This is a genomic window from Vibrio sp. YMD68 (assembly GCF_029958905.1).
Lineage (GTDB): Bacteria > Pseudomonadota > Gammaproteobacteria > Enterobacterales > Vibrionaceae > Vibrio.
On record NZ_CP124614.1, the window covers coordinates 1,668,779 to 1,691,249 of the forward strand.

A 22,471-nucleotide genomic window follows, 5' to 3' on the forward strand; every position below is an offset into this window, starting at 1 on the left:
AACAAGCGATGGAAGTATGCACGTAAAATCTAAGCCTCAACAAACTCCAGAGGCTTAGAATGCGCGAGAAACAGCCCAAACAAGCACATAATTCAGTGCGTATTATGTATATTATGGTAAATTGAAGCCTAGTGTTACTTGGTCAATGTCTATTCGCTCCTTGCATCTCTTCTTCTCCATCTATCAATTCAACATAAATCTATTTACCATAAAGTACCTAATAATCATTTATTTATCTGACGATAATAAGTGATTATTAGTTTAGAACGTTATGTATGAAAGCTCTGTCAATCTGTATCTTGAGCAACTTCATAGAGCGCTTGAAGTATTTCTTGGCGTCTTATTGGTTTAGAGACAAACATATTCATCCCCGCTTCTAGGCAATCTTGTTTGTCTTTCTCCATTGCATGCGCGGTTAACGCTATGATGGGGATTGCCTTGTTAAATGTGCGTATTTCTTTTGTGGCCGTCAACCCGTCCATAATAGGCATAGAAATGTCCATAATAACAACGTCTATTTTGTTGGCGCTGTCATTATTTAAGTGTTCCACCGCTTCCCGGCCATTAGATAACGTTGTTACATTGTAACCGTGCTTCTCCAGTAAGAGTCGAATGACCATTTGGTTGGTCTTTGTATCCTCCACAACCAAGACATTTTTCATTTCCGGAGAAAAATTGGGTATAGCTGTTTTTTTCTTCGTGTGGCTACGCGGTTTTTTCTTATTGACTGGGATTCGTACTGTAAAGCAAGAGCCTTGACCTAAGGTACTTTCAACGTGAATCTTACCGTTCATTAATTCAACGAGATGCTTAGTTATGGTAAGCCCTAGCCCTGTTCCCCCATATTTTCGGGTGATTGAGCTGTCTGCTTGTATAAAGGGAGAAAACAGAGTGGGTATTCTGCCGTTTTCAATGCCAATGCCGGTATCTATGATCACTATTTCTAGTCGTTTATCTTGCACTTGAGCGGAAACAGAAATCGTCCCTTTTGTGGTGAATTTAATGGCGTTACCGACAAGGTTAAATACTATCTGGGATAGACGCGTGGGATCGATCCAGTATAAGTCTCGATCGATAGTATCGAAGTCAAGCTTCAGATCTAATCCCTTTGTGTCTGCCTGACTAACATAGTTTTCGAGGGTCTTTTTCAGTTGCTCTTTCAGCTTAATCCACTGATATTCCGTAGAGAATTTACCAGACTCGATTTTGGTCAGATCTAGGATGTCATTGATCAGTACTAGCAATAGTTCTGCAGAACACTCTATTTTACTCAGTGTCTCTAGCTGCGAGCGATCAACAAGCTCACACTCCAGAATATCGATAAGACCAAGTACCGAGTTCAGTGGTGTTCTTAATTCATGACTCATCATTGCTAAAAACTGAGTTTTAGCCTTACTTGCCTCCTCTGCTTTTTCTCTTGCCAGTTTAAGTTCTTCTGTTCGGATCGACACTAATTCTTGGAGGCTCTCTTTTTGTTCGATATCAATGAGCGCTCGCTCTAGCAGTGGCTCAAAACGTGACAACGTATCGCGTGAAGATATTGGGAACTGCCCTTTTCTTTGCCCTAATAGTAAAACAACAGATTGAGAGATGGTCGTGTTTATCCCAATAATGATCGCTGCGTTAATCTGGTCTTTAACAAATTGATTTAAATGAGAGAACTCGGGGAGAGTGGTTGGCTCAAAAAGAATAATTCGGTCGCCATCTAGGACTCGAATAAACTTTTCCCCGACTGGCCAATTGACGTTAACAAAAGCTGAGTTTGATGTTAAAAATGTTCGAAATTCCGAATCACTTTGTGCCTTACTTAAAACGACAAAATCATCAAAATCGATATATAAAGCTAATATTCGCTTTAGCTCATGGAAAATTTGGTGCCGATTTTGAGCACCTGTGATGGCGGATATTGCGTCAAGAATCGCCCTGTTTTCTAAAGCTAGGTTCGCCTCGCGCTGCTGGCTTCTTTTGAGCTCTAGCAAGATTTCGTTCAGTTCTTCTTTCGCTTTAAATTCCATATTGCTACCAAGAGGAATGAAAGACAGCAGATGACACCATTAAATTACCATGGGCATTCTCGCCACCAATGAATCGTCCCTGTTCTCCAAAAGTAAACGGGCAGATAAACGGGTTGTTGTTGAGTTCAGTTCTTATGCGCCTATTTACCTCGTGAATATCTCCTTCTAAGTAAAGCATTGGCCCTGCGCACATTATACAGATCGCGCCAATGATCATTTGCTCTGAGTGAATGTTTCGTTTGGTTTCTTTAAGTATTCGCGCGGCGCGAGAAATAAGTTGCTCTCGGTCGCCGGACATTAAGGTAACTTCGTCCCCAACAGTTACGTTGGTAAATAGTAGTAACCCTTTGTTTGTGCTTACATTTATCGGGTGGGATAACTTGTAGTAAGGTGTCGTGTAAACTTCACCGACCATTCGTCCTAAAGGATATTCGGTCACGAGTTCAAAAGAAAAATGTGTTGGTAGTTCGACTCCCGCATGATCGCTGATCCATTCCAGATAGACGTCTTGCGCTGGTTGGTGATCAATTTCTAATATTTCTCTTTCATTACATTTCGTAATCGTACCTTTGAACTCTGTTGGCGTGTACCCTGCACTTAACCCAGCGGTGACTTTTTGTGAAGGATAAAAGAGTTGTAGTGCAAATCCAGAGTTGGTTGCCCCGGATTCTGTAAAAATGGACCACTGCTGTTTTATGTTGTTGTCTGCAGCACTCCCGCCAATGATTGGGACTTTGGTATGAAATACATCATCAATTTCTTGAATTATCGACTCTTCAATACCGGGAGTTGCATGTAATATAATAAATCCTGGTACTTCTCCAATGCGCTTAGCATTATTAAGAGCACAATTAAGCGCATTAGATGTCGCCTGCTTTATACTACAACCGCTGGCTAATTCGATCAGACCGGAGCCATAAGCACTTGTTCCAATATCATAGATAGCCAAAATGCCGACCACATTACCGAAATGCACTCCCTTTTCCGTCATTATTCCCTGACAACTTGAGCATCCAATAATTGAGACATTTGTTAGCGATGAGTTAAAAGCGTGTCGTAACTGATGGGGATCGTATTTATCTGTGTAATAGCAGATTATGCTAGTCAGATTCTCAAGTTCCAATCCGTGCAATAACTCTTCGATGGCAGAGTGTTCATCTTCAACATGTGTGACTTTGGTAATAAACTGCATAACATTGATAAAAGGTCTTAATCGTTCCGTTATTTATACAATAGATTTGCGTTGTGACCTATTAGTTCACGCTAGGAAGCCCCAACGGATAGAAGTTTTTAATATTAACTTGATATGTGTCGTTATTTTTGAGGATAACAACTAAAACTATGCTGGGGTCTTGTCCTGTTTGAGGCAATGCCCATACAAATGGTTCATCGGCTTCTATTGGCGATAAATTGGTCGAAACAGAGACCCTCTCGGTATTGAACTCTAACTTTAGTTTACCTTGGCTAAAATTGGCTTCCAACGCGTTATTTTTTACATCAAATGAACATAGTTCTTGGTATTCGCAATCCACAAATTGAATTTGTGAATGGGTTATCGTGCGCCACGTGAATACACCCACCAGTATAGTCAACGTGATGATTATTTGAGCAAATCGTCCTTTAGTCAGGGGTTGAGCTGCCATTGTTTTTCTGTCTCCATGTAATTAAGTTCAAATTTTTTAAAAAAACCCTCAAAACCTGACCATTAGCAAGGTTACTGAGCTGTCATTAAATTGTTAATTCAAGTATAGTTTCGTCCTGAAAGTGCCACTTTTTTAAAAGTTGATAATGGAACTGAAACGCCGATATAAGGCTTATATTTCCAAAGGATTTGGGTGGCATTACGACACTAGTCGTGTTGGAAGTAAAGTGTAGTTAATAAAAAAATGGAAGCATGCAAATGAGCCAAGAACAGCAGCTTGAGCAAAACTATAACTATACAGTCGTTCGCCAGTTTACCCTTGTAACTATTCTTTGGGGTATTGTTGGTATGGCTGTTGGTTGTTTGATTGCCGCTCAACTAGTTTGGCCACAGCTAAACTTTGATACGCCGTGGCTGACATACAGTCGCCTACGTCCTCTGCATACTAATGCGGTTATTTTTGCGTTTGGTACAAGCGCGCTATTCGCAGCATCTTATTATGTTGTGCAGCGTACTTGTCAAACTCGTTTATTTGGTGGCCCTCTCGTCGCATTCACCTTTTGGGGATGGCAGGCGATAATTTTAGCCGCTGCAATTACTTTACCTTTGGGGCTTACTTCAGGTAAAGAATACGCAGAACTAGAATGGCCAATCGATATTGCTATTACATTGGTATGGGTCGCTTACGCTGTGGTGTTCTTTGGAACACTGATTACGCGTAAAACCTCACACATTTATGTAGCAAACTGGTTCTTTGGAGCCTTTATCATCACCGTTGCTGTCTTGCATATTGTAAATAGCATGGCAATACCAGTGTCAGCAGGCAAATCCTACTCGATTTACGCGGGTGCGATAGATGCGATGATACAGTGGTGGTACGGACACAATGCGGTTGGATTCCTTCTAACTGCCGGTTTCTTAGGTATGATGTATTACTTCGTCCCTAAGCAGGCAGAACGTCCAGTTTATTCTTACCGTTTATCCATCGTTCACTTTTGGGCGCTTGTTTCGCTCTATATTTGGGCGGGTCCTCACCATTTGCACTATACCGCGCTACCTGATTGGACACAGTCACTAGGCATGGTGATGTCTTTGGTTCTATTTGCTCCGTCATGGGGTGGTATGATCAACGGTATTATGACGCTATCTGGTGCTTGGCATAAACTTCGCTACGACCCAATCCTACGTTTCTTAGTGGTTTCTCTGTCCTTCTATGGTATGTCTACGTTTGAAGGCCCGATGATGTCGATTAAGACGGTTAATGCCCTATCCCACTATACTGATTGGACGGTTGGTCACGTTCACTCTGGTGCATTAGGTTGGGTTGCAATGGTGACGATTGGTACGGTTTATCACCTTATCCCTCGCCTATTTAATCAAGAACGCATGTACTCAGTGGGCTTGATTAATGTCCATTTCTGGTTAGCGACGATTGGTACGGTTCTTTATATCGTAGCCATGTGGATATCAGGTGTTATGCAGGGTCTAATGTGGCGTGCAGTTAATTCAGACGGCACGTTAACGTATAGTTTCGTTGAATCAGTTCAAGCTTCATACCCTTACTATACTGTTCGTTTCATTGGTGGCTTTATCTTCCTTGCTGGTATGTTCTTAATGGCATACAACGCATACAAGACAATCGCCGCGCCAAAAGATAGCCTAAAAGCTATCCAGCAACCGGCTTAAGGAGATTATAGAATGAGCTCTAATTCGAACAATCGCCATGAAATTGTTGAACGCAATGTCGGCTTGCTTGCCATTCTGATTGTTGTCGCGATCAGTTTGGGTGCTTTAGTGGAAATTACGCCACTTATATTTCAAAAGCAGACAACCGAGCCTGTAGAAAACTTGCGCCCGTACACGGCACTCGAGATGGAAGGTCGTGATATCTATATCCGTGAAGGGTGTAATGTTTGTCACAGCCAAATGATTCGTCCATTCCGTTCTGAAACTGAACGTTACGGTCATTATTCTGTTGCTGGTGAGCACGTATGGGAACATCCATTCCTATGGGGTTCTAAGCGTACAGGTCCCGATCTTGCGCGTGTTGGCGGTCGTTATTCTGATGAATGGCATCGTGTACACCTAATTGATCCTCGTGAACTTGTTCCTGAGTCAAACATGCCTGGTTTCCCTTGGCTTGAGGAGAATACCTTAGACGGTAAGCACACTCAGAATAAGTTATTGATCTTTAAAAATCAGTTTGGTGTTCCATACACTGATGAACAGATCGCCAGTGCAGAAAAAGATGTTGAAGGAAAAACAGAGATGGATGCCATCATTGCTTATCTTCAATCTCTTGGCCATGCAATGAAATAAGGGGAATAGTTATGGATATTGGTACTATTCACAGTATATGGACCGTCGTGTTGTTTTCGAGCTTCATTGGAATTGTATGGTGGGCGTACGGCAAAAGCCGCAAAGCTCGCTTCGATGAAGACGCAAATTTAGTGTTTGCTGATGAACAAAACACGGAACCTAAAGAACAGGGAGTGACGAAGCAATGACTACATTTTGGAGTCTTTGGATAATCATCATTACTATCGGTACGTTGGTTGGATGTGCGGCCGTACTTATTTGGTGCCTGAAAGATAAAATGGGCGTTGAAGACGGTGCTGACATGGGCCATGAGTATGATGGTATTCGAGAATTGAATAACCCTCTACCTAAGTGGTGGACTTACTTATTCATTAGTACGTTCATATTTGCCGCCGTTTACCTTGCTCTTTACCCTGGCTTGGGTAATTTTAAAGGTGTGTTAGGTTGGCAAAGTTCGGATCAAACCGTTCGCTCTTTGGAAGAGTCAAAAGCCTCGATTGCAAATGCGCAGAGTAACAAACAGCTCGTCCAGTACGCAAAAGAACTCGATGATGCTGATGCGTACTTTGGAGAAGCATTCAAGCGCTTGGCATACGATGCGAATGGCACAGACTTGCGTTCAATCCCGGATATTGCTGGCGATGAGGAAGCGGTTAAAGTCGGCCAACGTTTGTTCTTGCAAAACTGTTCTCAATGTCACGGTTCAGATGCTCGTGGTCAAAAAGGCTTCCCTAACCTAACTGACGATGCTTGGTTGTACGGCGGTGAACCTGCTGCTATTGTCACGACATTAATGAATGGTCGTATTGGTCAAATGCCAGCTTGGAAAGATGCGTTAGGCGAAGACGGTGTGAAAGAAGTGGTTTCATACACTTTAAGCCTTTCTGGTCGTTCAGTTAATGCTCGTGAAGCGGAAGCGGGTAAAGCTAGGTTTGTTGTCTGTGCAGCATGTCATGGTACAGATGGTAAAGGTAACCCTGCTGTTGGTGCACCTGACCTAACGGATCAAGTTTGGCTATACGGTGGTTCACGTGCGGACGTAACAGAAACACTAATGAATGGTCGTTCTGGCGTAATGCCTGCTTGGAAGGATATTCTAGGCGAGGATAAAATTCAGCTAGTGTCTGCGTATGTTTGGAGCCTGACAAACTCAGATAATAAGTAACAATTCAATAACAGCCCCTTTATAAGGGGCTGTCTTTTCTATAGTTTTACATTCTTCTTTCTTTTTGTTGTAGAGAACTTTTTTATGGTACTTCCTTGGTATAAACAGTTTTGGCCGTGGTTTCTAATCATACTACCGGCTACCGTCGTGGTTTGGACTATCGCAACGGTGGTTGTTTTTTCTCAGAACTCTGTTTCTTTGGTAACAGAGGATTACTATAAAAAAGGCAAAGGCATCAACATCGACATTTCAAAAGTTCGAGTGGCTAAAGATCTTGGGCTTTCTGCCACTGTCCAGTCTCAAGGTGATACGATAGTGTTTCAGGTCGATAAAGGCTCGTTAGAACACTACCCTGCAATTACCGCTATGTTTGCACACCGAACGTTAGCCGATCGTGATTTTAGCCGTTTGATGACGTCAGATGCTAACGGTACATATCGATTACAGTTAGATGCGGAGCTTCAAGGCCCTTGGTTTATCGAGCTATCACCACATGATAAACAATGGCTTATTCAAGGCCGCGTTGGCTTTCCTTCAGATGCTACAATCCCACTAATGAATTAATACTATGTGTAAATCGTGTTATCACTGCGGTGAAGATGTACCAGTCAACACGGATTTTAAGGTAGAGATCTTAGATGAGATTCGTCCGATGTGTTGTCCAGGTTGTGAAACCGTAGCGCAAACTATCGTGGATAGTGGATTAATTTCATATTACCAATTCCGTACCGCACCTGCCGATAAAGTTGACTTAGTTCCAGAACAATTATTAAGTCTAATACATTATGACAACGAAGAGGTTCAATCTGAGTTTGTTCGACATAATGAAAATAGCTCAGAAGTGACACTGTCTATAGACGGCGTTTCGTGTGCTGCTTGTGCTTGGTTGATCGAAAAACATCTGACCAAAGTGAAAGGCGTTCAATCGATCAGGGTTAACACCACAACAAACCGAGCGTTGCTGGTCTGGGACAAGTCTCTCGTCAAACTAAGTGAACTGATCTCAAGCATTCATACTTTAGGATATAAAGCCGCGCCTTTTGAGGCCGATCAGCACGAAGCTTCTTATCACCAGTCAATGAAACAATACCTCTATCGATTAGGTATAGCGGGTATCGCTACCATGCAGGTTATGATGCTAGCGGTTGCACTATATCTAGAAGTGTTTGGTGATTTAGAGCCTGAATTTAAGAACTATTTTCGCTGGGTAAGCTTAATTTTCGCTACTCCCGTTCTACTCTATTCTGCCCTTCCTTTTTACCTGAACGCTTGGCGTAGTATTCGTGGTAAAACACTGGGGATGGATGTCCCTGTTTCCATTGCCCTAATTTTTGCTTATGTAGCAAGTTTAATTGCAACGGTTACTGAGCAAGGTGAAGTGTTCTTTGAATCGATTTCGATGTTTACTTTCTTCCTACTGGTTGGGCGGTTTCTTGAAATGCGTGCTCGTCGAAAAGCAGCGGCCGCCAGTGGGAATTTATTGAAGCTGATACCTGCTGTAGCGACAACGTTAGACGGTGAACAGATCCCAGTTAAATCTTTAACTATTGGCGACAAAATTAGAGTGCTTCCCGGAGAGCATATTCCTGCGGATGGTATGATTTGCGCTGGTAGAGTTCATATTGATGAATCGATGCTGACTGGTGAATCGCTGCCTGTAGTTAAGTCACAGGGTGATATGGTTTTTGCGGGTACTTTAAATGGGGACGACTCTTTTGAACTCGAAGTGTCTGCATCCAAAGCGAATTCCGTTATTTCAAGTATTGTTCGCCTGCAAGACGAAGCTCAAATGTCGAAGCCGAAAATCGCTGAAATAGCTGACATTGTCGCTCGTTATTTTGTTGCTGTTATTCTTATTGTTGCAGCTTGCACATGGTATTTCTGGCAACAGTCGCGTCCGGATGATGCGTTTTGGATAATGTTATCGGTGTTGGTTGCGACATGTCCTTGTGCTTTATCTCTTGCTACCCCGACAGCACTCACGTGTGCAACATCAAGAATGGGCAATTTTGGTATTTTGTTACGCAAAAGCCATGTATTTGAAACGCTCTGTAAAGTGAACCATCTTGTCGTTGATAAAACCGGCACATTAACGTGTGGCAATGTTGAGATTACCGAAGTCGATATTGTCGCCGATATCGATAAAGACACATGCATTGCTTTGGCTTCGGAGCTCGAGTCCCATGCCAATCACCCTATTGCTCGAGCCTTTAAGCAGCTCTCTGCGCCTTCTATCACAGAAATAACTGATGTTGAGAACATCATTGGTTCTGGTATCAGGGGTTGTTACCAAGGACAACACGTTAAGATTGGTAGCGCTGAGTTTATCTTAGGTGGGGATCATCAGGCAGCAGCGAACAGCGTCTACCTTTCTTTGAATGATGTCCATATCGCCACGTTCAGCTACAGCGATCCTATTCGAAAAGAAAGTGCGGACTTTATTCGACGTTTTCGAGACGCAGGCATAAAAGTCACGCTTCTAACCGGTGATACTCAGGCTAACGCTCAGTTAGTTGCAAGTAAAATTGGGATCGATAACGTTATTGCCTCAGCTAAGCCCCAAGACAAGCTTAACTACTTAAACCAGTTAGATGGGGATATCACCATGATGGTCGGAGATGGAATCAATGACGCCCCTACTCTTGCTGGCGCACATATATCGGTTGCAATGGGTGGAGGTACAGATGTTGCCAAGGCGTCTGCTGATATGGTGCTACTTGGGGATAGATTAGACCGTTTGTTGGAGGCTCGTGAACTCGCATTATCTACCCGTAAGATCATTCGCGAAAATTTAGCATGGTCTCTTGGGTACAATGTGTTGATTCTGCCTTTAGCGGTGGCGGGGTTAGTTGCACCTTACATTGCTGTGCTTGGAATGTCCGGAAGTTCAATCATCGTTGTATCCAATTCATTGCGCTTACTAAAAGAGCATAATAAATAATGGAAAGTTTGTATTTGCTAATCCCTATTGCCATCGTCCTTGTTTGTATTGCCGTGGCGGTTTTTCTTTGGGCTGTGAAAAGTGATCAGTTTGAAGATCTAGAAAGACAGGGTCACAATATTTTGTTTGATGATGATAAGTCAGAAAACGACAAAAAAATTCGAGACAAAACCCCAAGTAAAGGTCAGAAATAATGCCTATCGACTGGGTTGGCGCCTTCTTTATTGGCCTCGTTGGCGCGGGTCATTGCATGGGCATGTGCGGTGGCCTAGCCTCTGCGCTAAGTATTGGTCAACAGAACCCTTCAGCTGCTATTCCCTTGTATTACAATATCGGCAGATTATTGAGCTACTCGGTTATCGGTGCGCTCATTGGTAGTGCTGTTTCTTCCTTGGTTGAGTTTAGCCAGCTTAACCAGGCCCTCGCTTGGTTACGACTCGTTGCTGCTCTATTCATGATCATACTTGCGTTGTATGTGGGTCGATGGTGGTTTGGGTTGTTGGCCTTTGAGAAGTTAGGGCAACACTTTTGGAAGTACATATCACCTCTTGGTCAATCTTTATTACCGCTAAAAAAACCACTTCATGCTCTGCCCTTCGGATTTGTCTGGGGGTGGTTACCATGTGGTCTAGTTTACTCTATGTTGACATGGGCAGCGGTGTCCGGTAGCGCAATGAACGGTGCTTTAATCATGCTTTGTTTTGGGCTCGGAACATTGCCCGCCATGCTCTTAATTGGCTACAGTGCAAGTCACTTAAAAAGGATACAACAATCGACATTATTTCGTAGCGTTGGAGCCGCGCTTATTCTCGGTTATGGCGTGTACACGGGTTATGGCGCATTAATGATTTTATCATTTAGTTTTTAAGCGTGTGATTTAGTTTGTTTTTTTTAACTACCCTTTAATGTTAAGCGGTGGTAAAATATTGATGTATATCAAATTGTGAAAGGTTGTTATGATTTCTGAAAAGCCAGCTACAAAGCGCATTCAATCTGGCGGTTGTGCTATCCACTGTCAAGATTGCAGTATTAGCCAGCTGTGTATTCCATTTACACTGAGCGAATCAGAGCTTGATCAGCTCGACCAAATCATCGAACGAAAAAAGCCGATCCAAAAAGGACAGGAACTTTTTAAAGCCGGTGACGAGTTGAAGTCTTTGTATGCTATTCGTTCTGGAACGATAAAGAGTTATACAATTACAGAGCAAGGTGATGAACAAATTACAGCGTTTCATTTAGCGGGTGATTTAGTGGGCTTTGATGCCATTACTGATGATTGCCACCCAAGCTTTGCTCAAGCGCTCGAAACCTCAATGGTGTGTGAGATCCCTTACGATATCCTTGATGACCTTTCTGGCAAAATGCCAAAGCTTCGCCAACAAATCATGCGTTTGATGAGCAATGAGATTAAAGGCGACCAAGAAATGATCCTTCTGCTCTCAAAGAAGAATGCAGAAGAAAGATTAGCCGCCTTTTTATATAACCTATCTACCCGTTTTTCACAACGTGGATTTAGCCCAAGAGAGTTTCGTCTAACTATGACTCGTGGTGATATCGGTAACTACTTAGGTTTAACCGTTGAAACTATTAGTCGTCTATTGGGCCGTTTTCAGAAGGCCGATATCTTAAGTGTTAAAGGCAAATACATTACTATTGTCGATCACGATGCACTAATGAAGCTTGCTGGCGTAACAACAGAATAGTAAGTAACTTCAATGACGTAGCTTATTGATGAGCTGCGTCATACTTCCACAACCTTTCCTCTTTTTTTCTCATACTTCTCCTCATATCTGCGCTACATTAGTTATATAGTCGCAAACAAATTAAGGTGTTCGTATGAGTATCTACAACAAGATTTTAGTGGTTGCCGACATCAATAACGACCAGCAACCAGCGCTAGCAAGAGCCATACAGCTAGCTTCAAAAAGTACCTCTACAAGCCACGTTATGTTTTTCTTATCTATCTATGATTTTTCATACGATATGACATCTATGCTCTCATCTGACGAACGCGATGCAATGAGAAAAGGCGTCATTCATCAACGTGAGCAGTGGATGAAAAAAGTGGCTGAGCCTTATCTCGAAAACGATATCGAATTTGAGATTAAGGTGGTGTGGCATAACCGACCTTATGAAGCGATCATAGCGGAAGTCTTTGCAAGCTCTCATGATATCCTTATTAAAGGAACGCGAACGCACGACATTCTTGAATCTGTTATTTTCACGCCAACCGACTGGCACTTGCTAAGGAAATGCCCTTCCCCTGTGTTGTTGGTTAAAAATGAGTTTTGGCCTGAAGACGCGAATATTATCGCCTCAGTCCATGTAGGATCCGAAAATGAGGCGCATAGTGATCTCAATGATAGAATGGTCAAGCAACTTCAAAATCTATCTGAGCGACTCAATACGAATTCTTATCTTGTTAATGCCTACCCGATCACGCCTGCAAACATTACGATCGAATTGCCAGAGTTTGATCCAAGCACTTACACTGATGCGGTTCGAGGCCATCACTTAACCTCTATGAAAGCACTGCGTCAAAAGCATAGCATGGATGAAGAACAAACGATTGTCGAACAAGGACTACCTGAAGACATTATTCCAGAGGTAGCGAATAGGCTAACTGCTGCGATGGTGATTTTAGGGACTACGGGCAGAACAGGCTTGTCGGCTGTTTTTATCGGCAATACCGCAGAGCACGTTATTGATAAGATCAATTGCGATGTGCTTGCGTTGAAACCCCATGGCTACATTAGCCCTCTTGACCCACAAACATCGATCTAAACTGAGCCTATTCCTAACAAAGAGTAGCGTGACTAACAACGAGCAGATGAATCATAACGCCTTCTGATTTTGCTAAGCGACAATAGCACAGTCTATAAGGCGTTTTTCTTGGTTTAATCAATCAGAATCACTAGCATCTATCCAATTTATCCGTATCATACGCACTTCATTTTGGTTTTGAGATTTTACAGCAGATGCCTGAACAGACCCAAGAGCTTACACCAGCTCAGAAAAACAACTTCAATAAATTACAAAAACGTATTCGCCGAAATACAGGTCAGGCCATTGCTGACTTTAATATGATTGAAGATGGCGACCGAATTATGGTTTGCCTATCAGGCGGGAAAGACAGCTTCACCATGCTCGATATTTTGATGAGCTTAAAAAAAAGCGCCCCTGTTAATTTTGAGCTGATTGCTGTTAATTTAGACCAAAAACAACCCGGTTTTCCTGGCCATATTCTTCCTGAGTATTTAGAAAGTCTGGGTGTAGAGTATAAAATTGTTGAAGAAGACACCTACTCGATTGTCAAAGATAAAGTACCAGAAGGCAAAACGACATGTTCTCTCTGCTCTCGCCTTCGTCGCGGTATTTTGTATAAAACAGCGAAAGAGTTAGGGGCAACTAAGATCGCGTTGGGTCACCACCGCGATGACATCATCGAAACGCTATTTTTGAACATGTTCCACGGTGGGAAATTGAAATCTATGCCACCAAAGCTGGTTTCAGACAACGGTGAGCATGTTGTTATTCGTCCATTAGCGTATTGCCGCGAAAAGGATATTATCAAGTATTCAATGATGTGTGATTACCCAATCATACCGTGTAATTTGTGTGGCTCTCAGCCTAATTTGCAACGTCAGAACATTAAGCAGATGCTCAATTCCTGGGATAAGCAGTTCCCTGGTCGAATAGAAACTATGTTCACTGCTATGCAAAATGTCGTTCCTAGCCATCTTGCTGATCATCAACTGTTTGATTTCAAATCTATCGACCGAGATTCAGGTGTGATTAATGGTGGTGACATCGGTTTTGACAAGCCCGAGATGCCAAGTGTTGCTTTGGAAGACAACGATATTGTCACTGAGTTTGACCCAAGCCTAGCACTTAAAGTCACCAATATTTAATAGTTTCAAATGAGTATTGATATTCTAGATGCCTTGGTTGACGGAGTGTTAATTGGCTAGGTGATACAGATAAAAACTTGGTGATACAGATTAAAAATAGCGGCTATTTAGCCGCTATTTTTGTAATCAGAAATGATTTTTATCGTCAGTGAGCTCTTCGAGATGAAGCTTACTTGAAAAAGAACGTTATTCAGCTGATGGAATAAATGGAAGTACCCGCATCGTTTCTTGCGGCAGTGACATTGATCCTCCCTTTTGGATATCATCAAGAGTGACGATCGCTATGCCATTCACAATAGGAATGATTTCTCCGTGTGATAGTTCAATGTTACCAGTGAGCTGGTTTGCAAACTCGAGAGTTAGGCCTTCGACATTAGGAGAGAACCAGCTGGAAAACATGCCACCTAAGTCATCGAGCATGGATTTCATTTGTGGGAGATATTGAGCCACTTCTTCATAACTCACTACGCCTTCCAACGGCTCTTTAGAGAGTACAACCATGGAAAAGTCACATTGCATTTCTTTGGGTGTATGAACGAACACTAACGGGTTCGCTTGTTTTAAATTGTCGTCAAGTGGAATCACTAGTTCTCGATTCGACGTGACTTTCAGAACTTCATAATGTTCATCTTTTTCCATCCACGCTTTGTCAATACTGCACAATTGCTTGGTTTCTGCGTTCACAAAAAAGAAGCCCACTTTCACGTCGTCGTGCCCTTCATTTAAGTTGTTTTTCATTTGCGTGAACAGCTTTGAATAGGTAAATCGGTACTCTTCAGCAAACGAAGGAAAGGCTGAAAGAAGTACCGTTGTTGCCAGTAATAGTGTCGATAATTTGTTCATAGTTCTTCTTATTATTTTGACCAAAAGGGTTGGTTAAAGCGAATCATACCCTGCAGTTCAGTCACGTAAGGTTGCCCACGTTCTGAGTAACGTACTAATCCGTTTGTTAACGCAATCGCCGCTTCGCTATTCAGTAAGTCTTTGTTTTCAGAATGTAATCTGAAACGTATATCTCTAAGTTCTTGATAAGCTTGATTGCGATTTACATTCATAAAGTAGCGATGGATAGATTCCTGTACAGAATCAAACTTTGCAACCTCATGAGTCATGCCATCAGTTCTTTGTTGTGGCACGACACCACAGCCAGAGCTATAACACCACTGACCAAAGTAATTATTTGCTTGAGTAGCGAAACGAGATGTCCCCCAACCCGATTCTTTCGCCGCTTGAGTTAACACTAATGCCTCTGGTAAAACGTCAACTCGGTGAAGCATCGACTTTAGCCAATCGACAGTGACACCATTTTCAGAAAGAGCCACATTATATAGGCGAGCAAGACGTTCCGCATATGCGGTGTTTTCTGATGTGAGAGCACTTGACTGAAGATGTTCTAACATCGATTCCAGTCGGCGCCTTTCTTTTATGATTCGTTTGTTTTCAAGAGCAACGCCCGGCTTTAGATACTCAAAAAATGCCTTCTTTTTTTGTTGGATATCAGAAATAGCAGCGAAGTCTGGTGCGTCACTTATTTGTTTGGCTTCAATGCTTGTTTCTCTTTGGTTATCTTCGAGCACGTTGATGTCTGTATCCGTGACATCTAGGTCTTGTGTGGCCAAAAATAAACTCGACACCAAGACGGTCGAGGCGAGCCCTAGCCCAACAATTAACCCGATCCGTTTTTTAGGCATCGAAGAACCTCGAGTCTTTATTGTGATGGTCATCGTTCGGCGTATCGTCATTTGATTTTTCTGACGCATAAACCTTTAATTTAATACCAAACATGTTTCGATAGATTATCCCCTTTACGTGAAAGAAAAACGGTAGAACAAAGATAAGGCCAATGCCGTAGAACATTGCTGCCGCAACAAACAGCATAGTCACGATTGAGTAAATGGCGGCAATTGGCAGGATCTTCTTATTCACTGCACGTAGCGACATCCATAACGATTGAAACGGGCTGACTCTTTTTTCACACACTAGGAGAATGGAATTACTAAAGGCTAACGACAAGTATAAAGACACGAATGGTAAGAATGTCCCTGCGATGCCTTGCAAAATTAACGCAACAAGCGTTGCTATAATGACAGGGACTGTGAACTGTAGTCCTTTGCCTATATGGCGAAGTTTCGTATTCAACCCAGCAGCGTGGCTCATGGCCATCAAACTCAGCCCCGCAAAAAATGGGGCGCTGACAACTTCATAGCTAAAGTTTGCGACAAAAATTGCCTGAACGATAGATTGGTTAAAGTTCTCTGGGTTTTCAAAGATATCAAGAACAATCGAAGGGTCACCAATTTGTAGCTTTAACGCGATGTAAAAAATGGCGAGTTGCAGCACGAGCAAAATCAGCACCGCAGGAGAGAACGAAAGAAAATGCTTAACAGTCATGCTGCCCGCTTCTTTTAAAACCTCACCTACTTTTAAATCGTATTTACCGGACAGCGCTTTGTCTACGCTCCCCCCTAGGTTGAAGTCTTTTTCAATGTCATTGTTCATTCTAACGTCCGTCGCAATGGGGATTGCTTTCAGTGGCTTTAAATAGCTGATTGAAGAAATTAGCCGCATTATACTTAAAAGGTAATTATACGAAAATCTGTTCCGTAGTTTATCCTCATTTTCTTACATATTCGTCTACTATTTCTACTCACACAGACTTATGGCCCACTCGCTTAAAATTTGAATAGGCTTCGAATAACGATTTTGCACGAATTCAGTGTAAAAATACTTTAAATTCACTAGATTGATGATTATCATCCGCCCATTATTTGATCTTGTATTAAACTCGATCATACGTCCATGAGTTCTATTGGGAGCCAGACAGCCTTGAATACTCATCCAACGAAATCAACACCCATAGTTCAATTATCTGCAGTCAGCAAAAGCTTCGATGGTCAGAAAGTGATCAATGAGTTTTCTATCGACGTCAATCACGGGGAGTTTCTCACGATTTTGGGCCCTTCTGGCTGTGGTAAAACAACCGTTCTGCGCTTGATTGCCGGGTTTGAAATGGCCGATGTGGGAAGTATTACGCTCGATGGTGTCGATATTACCGAGCTCCCAGCAGAGCAACGACATGTGAATACGGTCTTTCAAAGCTATGCCCTATTCCCTCATATGACGATTTTTGAGAATGTTGCGTTCGGGCTTCGCATGCAAAACGTTCCTAATGATGAGATTAAAACGCGCGTGATCGATGCTCTTTCAATGGTTCGACTAACAGAGCACGCAAGCCGTATGCCTCATCAACTTTCTGGTGGTCAACAGCAGCGTGTCGCCATTGCTCGAGCTGTGGTTAATAAGCCCAAAGTACTGTTGTTAGATGAATCCCTGTCTGCGCTTGATTATAAGCTTAGAAAGCAGATGCAAATAGAATTAAAGCAGCTGCAACGTCAGCTTGGCATTACCTTTATCTTTGTGACTCATGATCAAGAAGAAGCGCTGTCTATGTCCGATCGGATCATTGTGATGCGCGAAGGGGTTGTTGAGCAAGATGGCACACCGAGACAAATCTATGAAGAGCCACAAAACTTATTTGTCGCGCAGTTTATAGGAGAAATTAATGTTTTTAATGCAAAAGTACTTTCTCGAATAGACGATGAAAAGATATTGGTTTCGATAGAAAACTCAGACAGCGTTGTTCATTACAAGGCGCCCGTTGAAGCGGACGATGTTCTTCAAGTACTGTTACGCCCAGAAGATTTAAGAGTGACTGAAATCATAGAATCCGAAAACACCGGAATCATTGGTCACGTTATAGATCGTACCTATAAAGGAATGACTCTCGATTCAGTGATTGAATTGCCTTCTGGAATGAAAGTGATGACGAGTGAGTTCTTCAATGAAGATGACCCCGATGTGGATCACTCTTTGGGCCAAAAAGTGGCGATCTCTTGGGTAGAAACTTGGGAAGTGGTACTGACTGATGCACAAATGGTTTAACTTCAAAAATACGATTCTGACGGTAATCATCAGTTGGTTGGCCTTGTTCGTGCTGATTCCTAACATTATGATTATCGCGACGAGCTTTCTGACACGTGATGAGGCGAACCTAATCGACCTGACATTCACGCTCAATAACTACGCTCGCTTAATGGATCCGCTCTACCTCAAAGTGCTTTGGCATTCGTTTTATATGGCAATTATGGCGACCGGGCTTTGTCTACTTATTGGGTACCCTTTCGCTTACCTAGTGACAAAAATGCCTGTGAATGTCAGACCCCTAATGCTGTTTCTGGTGATTGTTCCATTTTGGACTAACTCACTGATTCGTACCTATGGGTTGAAAATTGTTCTCGGTACTCAAGGAGTGTTAAACAAGGGATTGCTCGCGTTAGACATCATTGATAAACCGCTACGCCTTATGTACACAGAAACGGCGGTAATGATAGGTTTAGTCTACGTTTTGTTGCCGTTTATGATACTGCCACTCTATTCAACCATAGAAAAACTGGACGGTTCCTATATCGAGGCTGCGAAAGATTTGGGTGCGAACAAGTTTCAAACCTTTGTTCGTGTCATCTTACCTTTAACAATGCCGGGGATCATCGGCGGGTGCTTATTGGTGTTGTTGCCTGCACTCGGAATGTTCTATGTGGCCGATTTGTTAGGTGGTGCGAAAAACTTACTGATTGGTAATGTGATTAAGAGTCAGGTTCTCAATGCCAGAGACTGGCCTTTTGGCGCAGCAACGAGCATTGCACTTACCGGAGCGATGGCAATATTACTGTATGGTTACTATCGAGCTGGAAAGCTTCTTAACCGAACCACGGAGTTAAGCTAATGGGGCGTTTTTCTAAATACAGTTTCATTTCCCTTGTTTATGCGTTTCTGTACCTGCCAATCATTGTATTGATCGTTAATTCGTTTAATAGCAATAAATTTGGAATGAAATGGGGTGAATTCACTTTCAAGTGGTATCAATCTTTAGTGAACAACGACAGTCTCATGCAGGCTGCGTGGCACTCGATCAATATTGCGGTTTTCTCTGCAACAGCGGCTGCAGCTATTGGTAGTTTAACGGCTGTGGCCCTATTTCGGTATCAATTCAAAGGAAAGCCTGCCGTCAATGGCATGCTTTTTATTGTCATGATGTCTCCTGATATCGTGATGGCAATTTCTTTGCTTGCGTTGTTTCTTCTCATCGGTGTACAGCTTGGATTTTTAACCTTACTGATCGCACATATTACGTTTTGTTTGCCTTTTGTGGTTGTCACCGTATACAGCCGGCTAAAAGGCTTTGATGTAAAAATGCTCGAAGCCGCTAAAGATCTTGGTGCAAGTGAATGGACGATCTTGAAAAAAATCATTCTACCCATTGCCAAGCCAGCAATTGCGGCAGGTTGGTTATTGAGTTTTACACTCTCGTTGGATGACGTGATCATCAGTTCTTTTGTCACTGGACCAAGCTATGAAATACTTCCACTCAAAATTTATTCTATGGTTAAGGTGGGCATTTCTCCTGAAGTGAACGCTCTCGCCACTATTATGCTCGTCGTTTCGTTGTTTTTAGTCTTGCTCTCTCAATGGATAGGCAAAGACAGATTGACAGCATAGCCATAAAGATTACTTATATGGATCTCAGGCATATTGGGTAAGACAACAAATTCAGCGCTTAGATATGGGCTAATTATTTGTTGTCATATCATTGAAATATGCGTTCTTTTTTCTAAACTTACCCTATGCTTGTTATACACGCATTTAACGTTAAGTACGCAACATAAGATGGATGTAAAATGAAAACAAAACTAAGCGTCGCAGCACTATTTGCCGCTACTATATTCTCTCAATCAGTCTTCGCTGACGACAAAGAGCTGTATTTTTATAATTGGTCTGAATACATCCCTGCTGATGTGCTAGAAAGTTTCACCGAAGAAACGGGTATTAAGGTGATTTACTCGACGTACGAGTCAAACGAGAGTATGTACGCCAAGTTAAAAACGCAGGGTTCTGGTTATGACTTAGTTGTTCCATCGACGTATTTCGTTTCAAAAATGCATAAAGAAAACATGCTGCAAGAGATTGATAAGACCAAACTCTCTCACTTTGCGGACCTCGACCCTAATTATCTAAACAAACCTTTTGATCCTGGCAATACCTACTCTATTCCTTATATTTGGGGCGCCACGGGCATTGGTGTGAATTCAGATATGCTGGATGGCAGCTCGCTAACAAAGTGGGGAGACTTTTGGGACAGCAAATGGGAAGGTCAGCTGATGCTAATGGACGACTCTCGTGAAGTCTTTCATATCGCATTAACGAAGTTAGGCTATTCACCGAATACGACTAACCCTGAAGAAATTGAACAAGCCTATCAAGAGTTACGTAAGCTTATGCCAAATGTGTTGGTGTTCAATTCTGATTTTCCTGCAAATCCATACCTTGCTGGCGAGGTTTCTTTAGGAATGTTGTGGAATGGATCCGCTTACATGGCGCGTCAGGAAGGGGCTTCCATCGATATCGTATGGCCAGAGAAAGGCGCTATTTTTTGGATGGACAGTTTAGCGATTCCTGCAGGGGCTAAAAATACAGAGGCTGCGCACAAGATGATCGATTTTCTTTTGCGCCCAGAAAACGCCGCGAAGATCGCTTTAGAGATCGGTTACCCAACCCCTGTTAAGACCGCTTACCCGCTGCTACCACCCGAGTTTGCTAATGATACAAGCATCTTTCCACCGCAACACATTATGGACTCTGGCGTATGGCAAGACGAAGTTGGTGAAGCAAGTGCACTTTATGAAGAGTACTTCCAACGTCTTAAAGTAGGTAATTAAACCGTGAGGTGTCTCGAGTCATGATCGTTCATATCGACTCGAGACACTCTTTTTCAATAAGGAAATAGGCAATCAAATATGAGATAAAGCACTCTAGTGCGCTGGTTTTAATCACATTTATGCTGTTAGTTTCAATTTCTATGAAAATGCTGAGTCATTTAGTCGAAGTTGATTCTCACTACGACTTGCTGTTTGAAAGCAACTCGCTATTCATTACTATCTATATTTATCTCATTTCTAGAAAATCTCTCCACTCCAATCGCATATTGAAAATAGGCTTGCTCATGTTGGTATTCAACATGTTTTATGATGTTGTGACCGAAATCAAAGTGCTTGATGATCTCGCTGATAAGTATGAACTCTTTGATACATTCTTAGAAGACGGGATTCTTCAGATCGCATATTTGATAATAGCGATTGGTGTCACTCGCCTACTTAACAAAATGCATTATGAGAATACTATTGATGAGTTAACGGGGCTTTATAATCGAAAGAAACTCAACGATATCTCAAAACCTGAATTCGATATCGTCTATCTTGATATTAATAACTTAAAATCCGTAAACGATACCAAAGGTCATGCTGTCGGTGACTTACTCATTATTCGCTTTGCTCAAGCACTGACCACCACCAAACACAGCGGAGAAAAAGCATTTAGAATCGGTGGCGATGAGTTTGTCGTACTAGTAGACCCAGGAAGAGCTCAGGAGTATGTGGATTCTGTCATCAGAGTTTTGAAAGGCGAAACCTTAACATTCAGTTATGGGTTTGAAACCGCAACATTAGACAATTTAGAGCAGGCGTTAACCAATGCCGATGTGGCTATGTATAAAATGAAAAAGAGTAAAATGAGAAACGCTCAGCATGATGAGCGTTCAAATCAAAAAGTTAACTGATTGCTCTTGAAGCTCTCGTTAGGCTGATTTTTGGCTTTCCAGCGCTAGCAACTCTTCTACAAGTTTAGGCACTTCCACACTGGCTTTACCATAACGCTTCTCTGCAAATTCACTTTCGACCGCACTCGGTTCTAGGTTAATTTCAATAGAATGTGCCCCGTGCATTTTTGCACCGTGAACAAATCCCGCCGCCGGGTATACAACCCCTGACGTACCAATAGAAATGAAAAGATCGGTTTGTTCTAGGGCGGAGTAGATATCCCCCATTCTAAGCGGCATTTCTCCAAACCAAACGATATGTGGCCGCATCTGGGCAGGGATTTGGCAACAGTGGCACAAGTCTCCGGTATGAATATCACCGGTGTGTTCGATGACTTGGTTCGATTCACTACAGCGGGATTTTAACAGCTCCCCGTGCATGTGAATGATGTTTTTGCTACCGCCTTTTTCATGGAGGTTATCAATATTTTGAGTAATGATCGTGACAGTGCCTTCTAACTCTCTTTCGAGTTTACCGAGCGCTATATGTGCAGCGTTGGGGCTGATAGCATCAGATTGCAGTTTTTTACGTCGTTGATTATAGAAGTCTTGTACCAGGTCTGGATCTTTTTGAAAGCCTTCTGGCGTAGCCACATCTTCAATGCGGTGATTTTCCCACAGGCCATCTTGAGTCCTGAAGGTTTTAATTCCGGACTCTGCAGAAATGCCCGCCCCCGTTAAGATTACGATGTTTTTGTAAGGAAACTTCATGCTATGTCCTTTTAGCGCTAACTTTTACTAAAGACTAGCACTGTTCGATACGCTTCAGA

General features: G+C 42.4%; 23 protein-coding genes. 16 read left to right on the forward strand and 7 right to left on the reverse strand.

Annotated elements, in window-relative coordinates:
* Window positions 1-287 precede the first annotated feature (287 nt).
* The 3 genes from QF117_RS13660 to QF117_RS13670 form a co-directional block, all read right to left on the reverse strand.
* Window positions 288-2,015 (reverse strand): response regulator, encoded by a 1,728-nt coding sequence (locus tag QF117_RS13660; RefSeq protein WP_282389426.1) that lies wholly within the window; start codon window positions 2,013-2,015, stop codon window positions 288-290.
* 4 nt (window positions 2,016-2,019) lie between these two features.
* Window positions 2,020-3,207 carry an FIST N-terminal domain-containing protein gene (locus tag QF117_RS13665; RefSeq protein WP_282389427.1) on the reverse strand — a complete coding sequence of 396 codons (1,188 nt, stop codon included), beginning with the start codon at window positions 3,205-3,207 and terminating at the stop codon, window positions 2,020-2,022.
* Window positions 3,208-3,268: 61 nt separating this feature from the next.
* Window positions 3,269-3,658 carry a hypothetical protein gene (locus QF117_RS13670; RefSeq protein ID WP_282389428.1) on the reverse strand — a complete coding sequence of 130 codons (390 nt, stop codon included), beginning with the start codon at window positions 3,656-3,658 and terminating at the stop codon, window positions 3,269-3,271.
* Between the two features lie 257 nt (window positions 3,659-3,915).
* Here QF117_RS13670 and ccoN point away from each other — a divergent pair, with 257 nt between their 5' ends.
* From ccoN to ttcA, 11 genes are all read left to right on the forward strand, one after another.
* Window positions 3,916-5,343, forward strand: a complete 1,428-nt coding sequence (ccoN, locus tag QF117_RS13675) for a cytochrome-c oxidase, cbb3-type subunit I (protein ID WP_017034267.1) — start codon at window positions 3,916-3,918, stop codon at window positions 5,341-5,343.
* A gap of 12 nt (window positions 5,344-5,355) precedes the next feature.
* Window positions 5,356-5,976 (forward strand): cytochrome-c oxidase, cbb3-type subunit II, encoded by a 621-nt coding sequence (ccoO, locus tag QF117_RS13680; protein WP_282386189.1) that lies wholly within the window; start codon window positions 5,356-5,358, stop codon window positions 5,974-5,976.
* An 11-nt stretch (window positions 5,977-5,987) separates the two neighbouring features.
* Window positions 5,988-6,164: a CcoQ/FixQ family Cbb3-type cytochrome c oxidase assembly chaperone gene (locus QF117_RS13685; protein ID WP_282386190.1), complete on the forward strand. Its 177-nt coding sequence runs from the start codon at window positions 5,988-5,990 to the stop codon at window positions 6,162-6,164.
* Complete coding sequence (gene ccoP, locus QF117_RS13690; RefSeq protein ID WP_282386192.1) at window positions 6,161-7,141, forward strand: cytochrome-c oxidase, cbb3-type subunit III; 981 nt, start codon at window positions 6,161-6,163, stop codon at window positions 7,139-7,141. The genes QF117_RS13685 and ccoP overlap by 4 nt, the downstream gene beginning before the upstream one ends.
* Before the next feature lie 84 nt (window positions 7,142-7,225).
* Window positions 7,226-7,705 carry a FixH family protein gene (locus QF117_RS13695; RefSeq protein WP_282386194.1) on the forward strand — a complete coding sequence of 160 codons (480 nt, stop codon included), beginning with the start codon at window positions 7,226-7,228 and terminating at the stop codon, window positions 7,703-7,705.
* A 4-nt stretch (window positions 7,706-7,709) separates the two neighbouring features.
* On the forward strand, window positions 7,710-10,082 hold the full coding sequence (locus tag QF117_RS13700) for a heavy metal translocating P-type ATPase (protein WP_282386195.1): 2,373 nt from the start codon (window positions 7,710-7,712) through the stop codon (window positions 10,080-10,082).
* Complete coding sequence (gene ccoS, locus QF117_RS13705) at window positions 10,082-10,276, forward strand: cbb3-type cytochrome oxidase assembly protein CcoS (protein WP_282386197.1); 195 nt, start codon at window positions 10,082-10,084, stop codon at window positions 10,274-10,276. The genes QF117_RS13700 and ccoS overlap by 1 nt, the downstream gene beginning before the upstream one ends.
* Window positions 10,276-10,950: a sulfite exporter TauE/SafE family protein gene (locus QF117_RS13710; protein ID WP_282386198.1), complete on the forward strand. Its 675-nt coding sequence runs from the start codon at window positions 10,276-10,278 to the stop codon at window positions 10,948-10,950. The genes ccoS and QF117_RS13710 overlap by 1 nt, the downstream gene beginning before the upstream one ends.
* 88 nt (window positions 10,951-11,038) lie before the next feature.
* Entirely contained in the window at window positions 11,039-11,785 is a 747-nt protein-coding gene (locus tag QF117_RS13715) for an FNR family transcription factor (RefSeq protein ID WP_017034275.1), read from the forward strand.
* Between the two features lie 133 nt (window positions 11,786-11,918).
* The gene (uspE, locus tag QF117_RS13720) at window positions 11,919-12,866 is read left to right on the forward strand and encodes a universal stress protein UspE (protein WP_282386201.1); all 948 of its coding nucleotides are present in this window, start codon (window positions 11,919-11,921) and stop codon (window positions 12,864-12,866) included.
* Window positions 12,867-13,060: 194 nt separating this feature from the next.
* Window positions 13,061-13,993: a tRNA 2-thiocytidine(32) synthetase TtcA gene (gene ttcA / locus QF117_RS13725; protein ID WP_282386203.1), complete on the forward strand. Its 933-nt coding sequence runs from the start codon at window positions 13,061-13,063 to the stop codon at window positions 13,991-13,993.
* A gap of 186 nt (window positions 13,994-14,179) precedes the next feature.
* Here the strand turns inward: ttcA and QF117_RS13730 are convergent, their stop codons facing one another.
* The 3 genes from QF117_RS13730 to QF117_RS13740 are packed head-to-tail and all read right to left on the reverse strand — an operon-like array spanning window position 14,180 to window position 16,492.
* A complete protein-coding gene (locus QF117_RS13730) occupies window positions 14,180-14,836 on the reverse strand; it encodes a DUF2987 domain-containing protein (protein WP_282386205.1) in 657 nt (218 codons plus the stop codon).
* 11 nt (window positions 14,837-14,847) lie between these two features.
* Window positions 14,848-15,684 (reverse strand): glucosaminidase domain-containing protein, encoded by an 837-nt coding sequence (locus QF117_RS13735; protein WP_282386207.1) that lies wholly within the window; start codon window positions 15,682-15,684, stop codon window positions 14,848-14,850.
* On the reverse strand, window positions 15,677-16,492 hold the full coding sequence (locus QF117_RS13740) for a hypothetical protein (protein ID WP_282386208.1): 816 nt from the start codon (window positions 16,490-16,492) through the stop codon (window positions 15,677-15,679). Before QF117_RS13740 ends, QF117_RS13735 begins: the two co-directional genes overlap by 8 nt.
* Before the next feature lie 300 nt (window positions 16,493-16,792).
* Between QF117_RS13740 and potA the strand changes: the two genes are divergently transcribed.
* The 5 genes from potA to QF117_RS13765 all read left to right on the forward strand — a co-directional run bounded on the left by potA (window position 16,793) and on the right by QF117_RS13765 (window position 21,662).
* On the forward strand, window positions 16,793-17,935 hold the full coding sequence (potA, locus tag QF117_RS13745) for a spermidine/putrescine ABC transporter ATP-binding protein PotA (RefSeq protein WP_282386210.1): 1,143 nt from the start codon (window positions 16,793-16,795) through the stop codon (window positions 17,933-17,935).
* Window positions 17,919-18,776, forward strand: a complete 858-nt coding sequence (gene potB / locus QF117_RS13750; protein ID WP_282386211.1) for a spermidine/putrescine ABC transporter permease PotB — start codon at window positions 17,919-17,921, stop codon at window positions 18,774-18,776. The genes potA and potB overlap by 17 nt, the downstream gene beginning before the upstream one ends.
* Window positions 18,776-19,549 carry a spermidine/putrescine ABC transporter permease PotC gene (potC, locus tag QF117_RS13755; RefSeq protein WP_282386212.1) on the forward strand — a complete coding sequence of 258 codons (774 nt, stop codon included), beginning with the start codon at window positions 18,776-18,778 and terminating at the stop codon, window positions 19,547-19,549. Before potB ends, potC begins: the two co-directional genes overlap by 1 nt.
* Window positions 19,550-19,728: 179 nt before the next feature.
* The gene (locus tag QF117_RS13760; RefSeq protein ID WP_282386213.1) at window positions 19,729-20,766 is read left to right on the forward strand and encodes an extracellular solute-binding protein; all 1,038 of its coding nucleotides are present in this window, start codon (window positions 19,729-19,731) and stop codon (window positions 20,764-20,766) included.
* 299 nt (window positions 20,767-21,065) lie between these two features.
* On the forward strand, window positions 21,066-21,662 hold the full coding sequence (locus tag QF117_RS13765; protein ID WP_282386215.1) for a GGDEF domain-containing protein: 597 nt from the start codon (window positions 21,066-21,068) through the stop codon (window positions 21,660-21,662).
* 18 nt (window positions 21,663-21,680) lie between these two features.
* On the opposite strand, the gene cobB is transcribed toward QF117_RS13765, so the two are convergent.
* A complete protein-coding gene (gene cobB / locus QF117_RS13770; protein WP_282386217.1) occupies window positions 21,681-22,412 on the reverse strand; it encodes a Sir2 family NAD+-dependent deacetylase in 732 nt (243 codons plus the stop codon).
* Window positions 22,413-22,471: the final 59 nt, after the last annotated feature.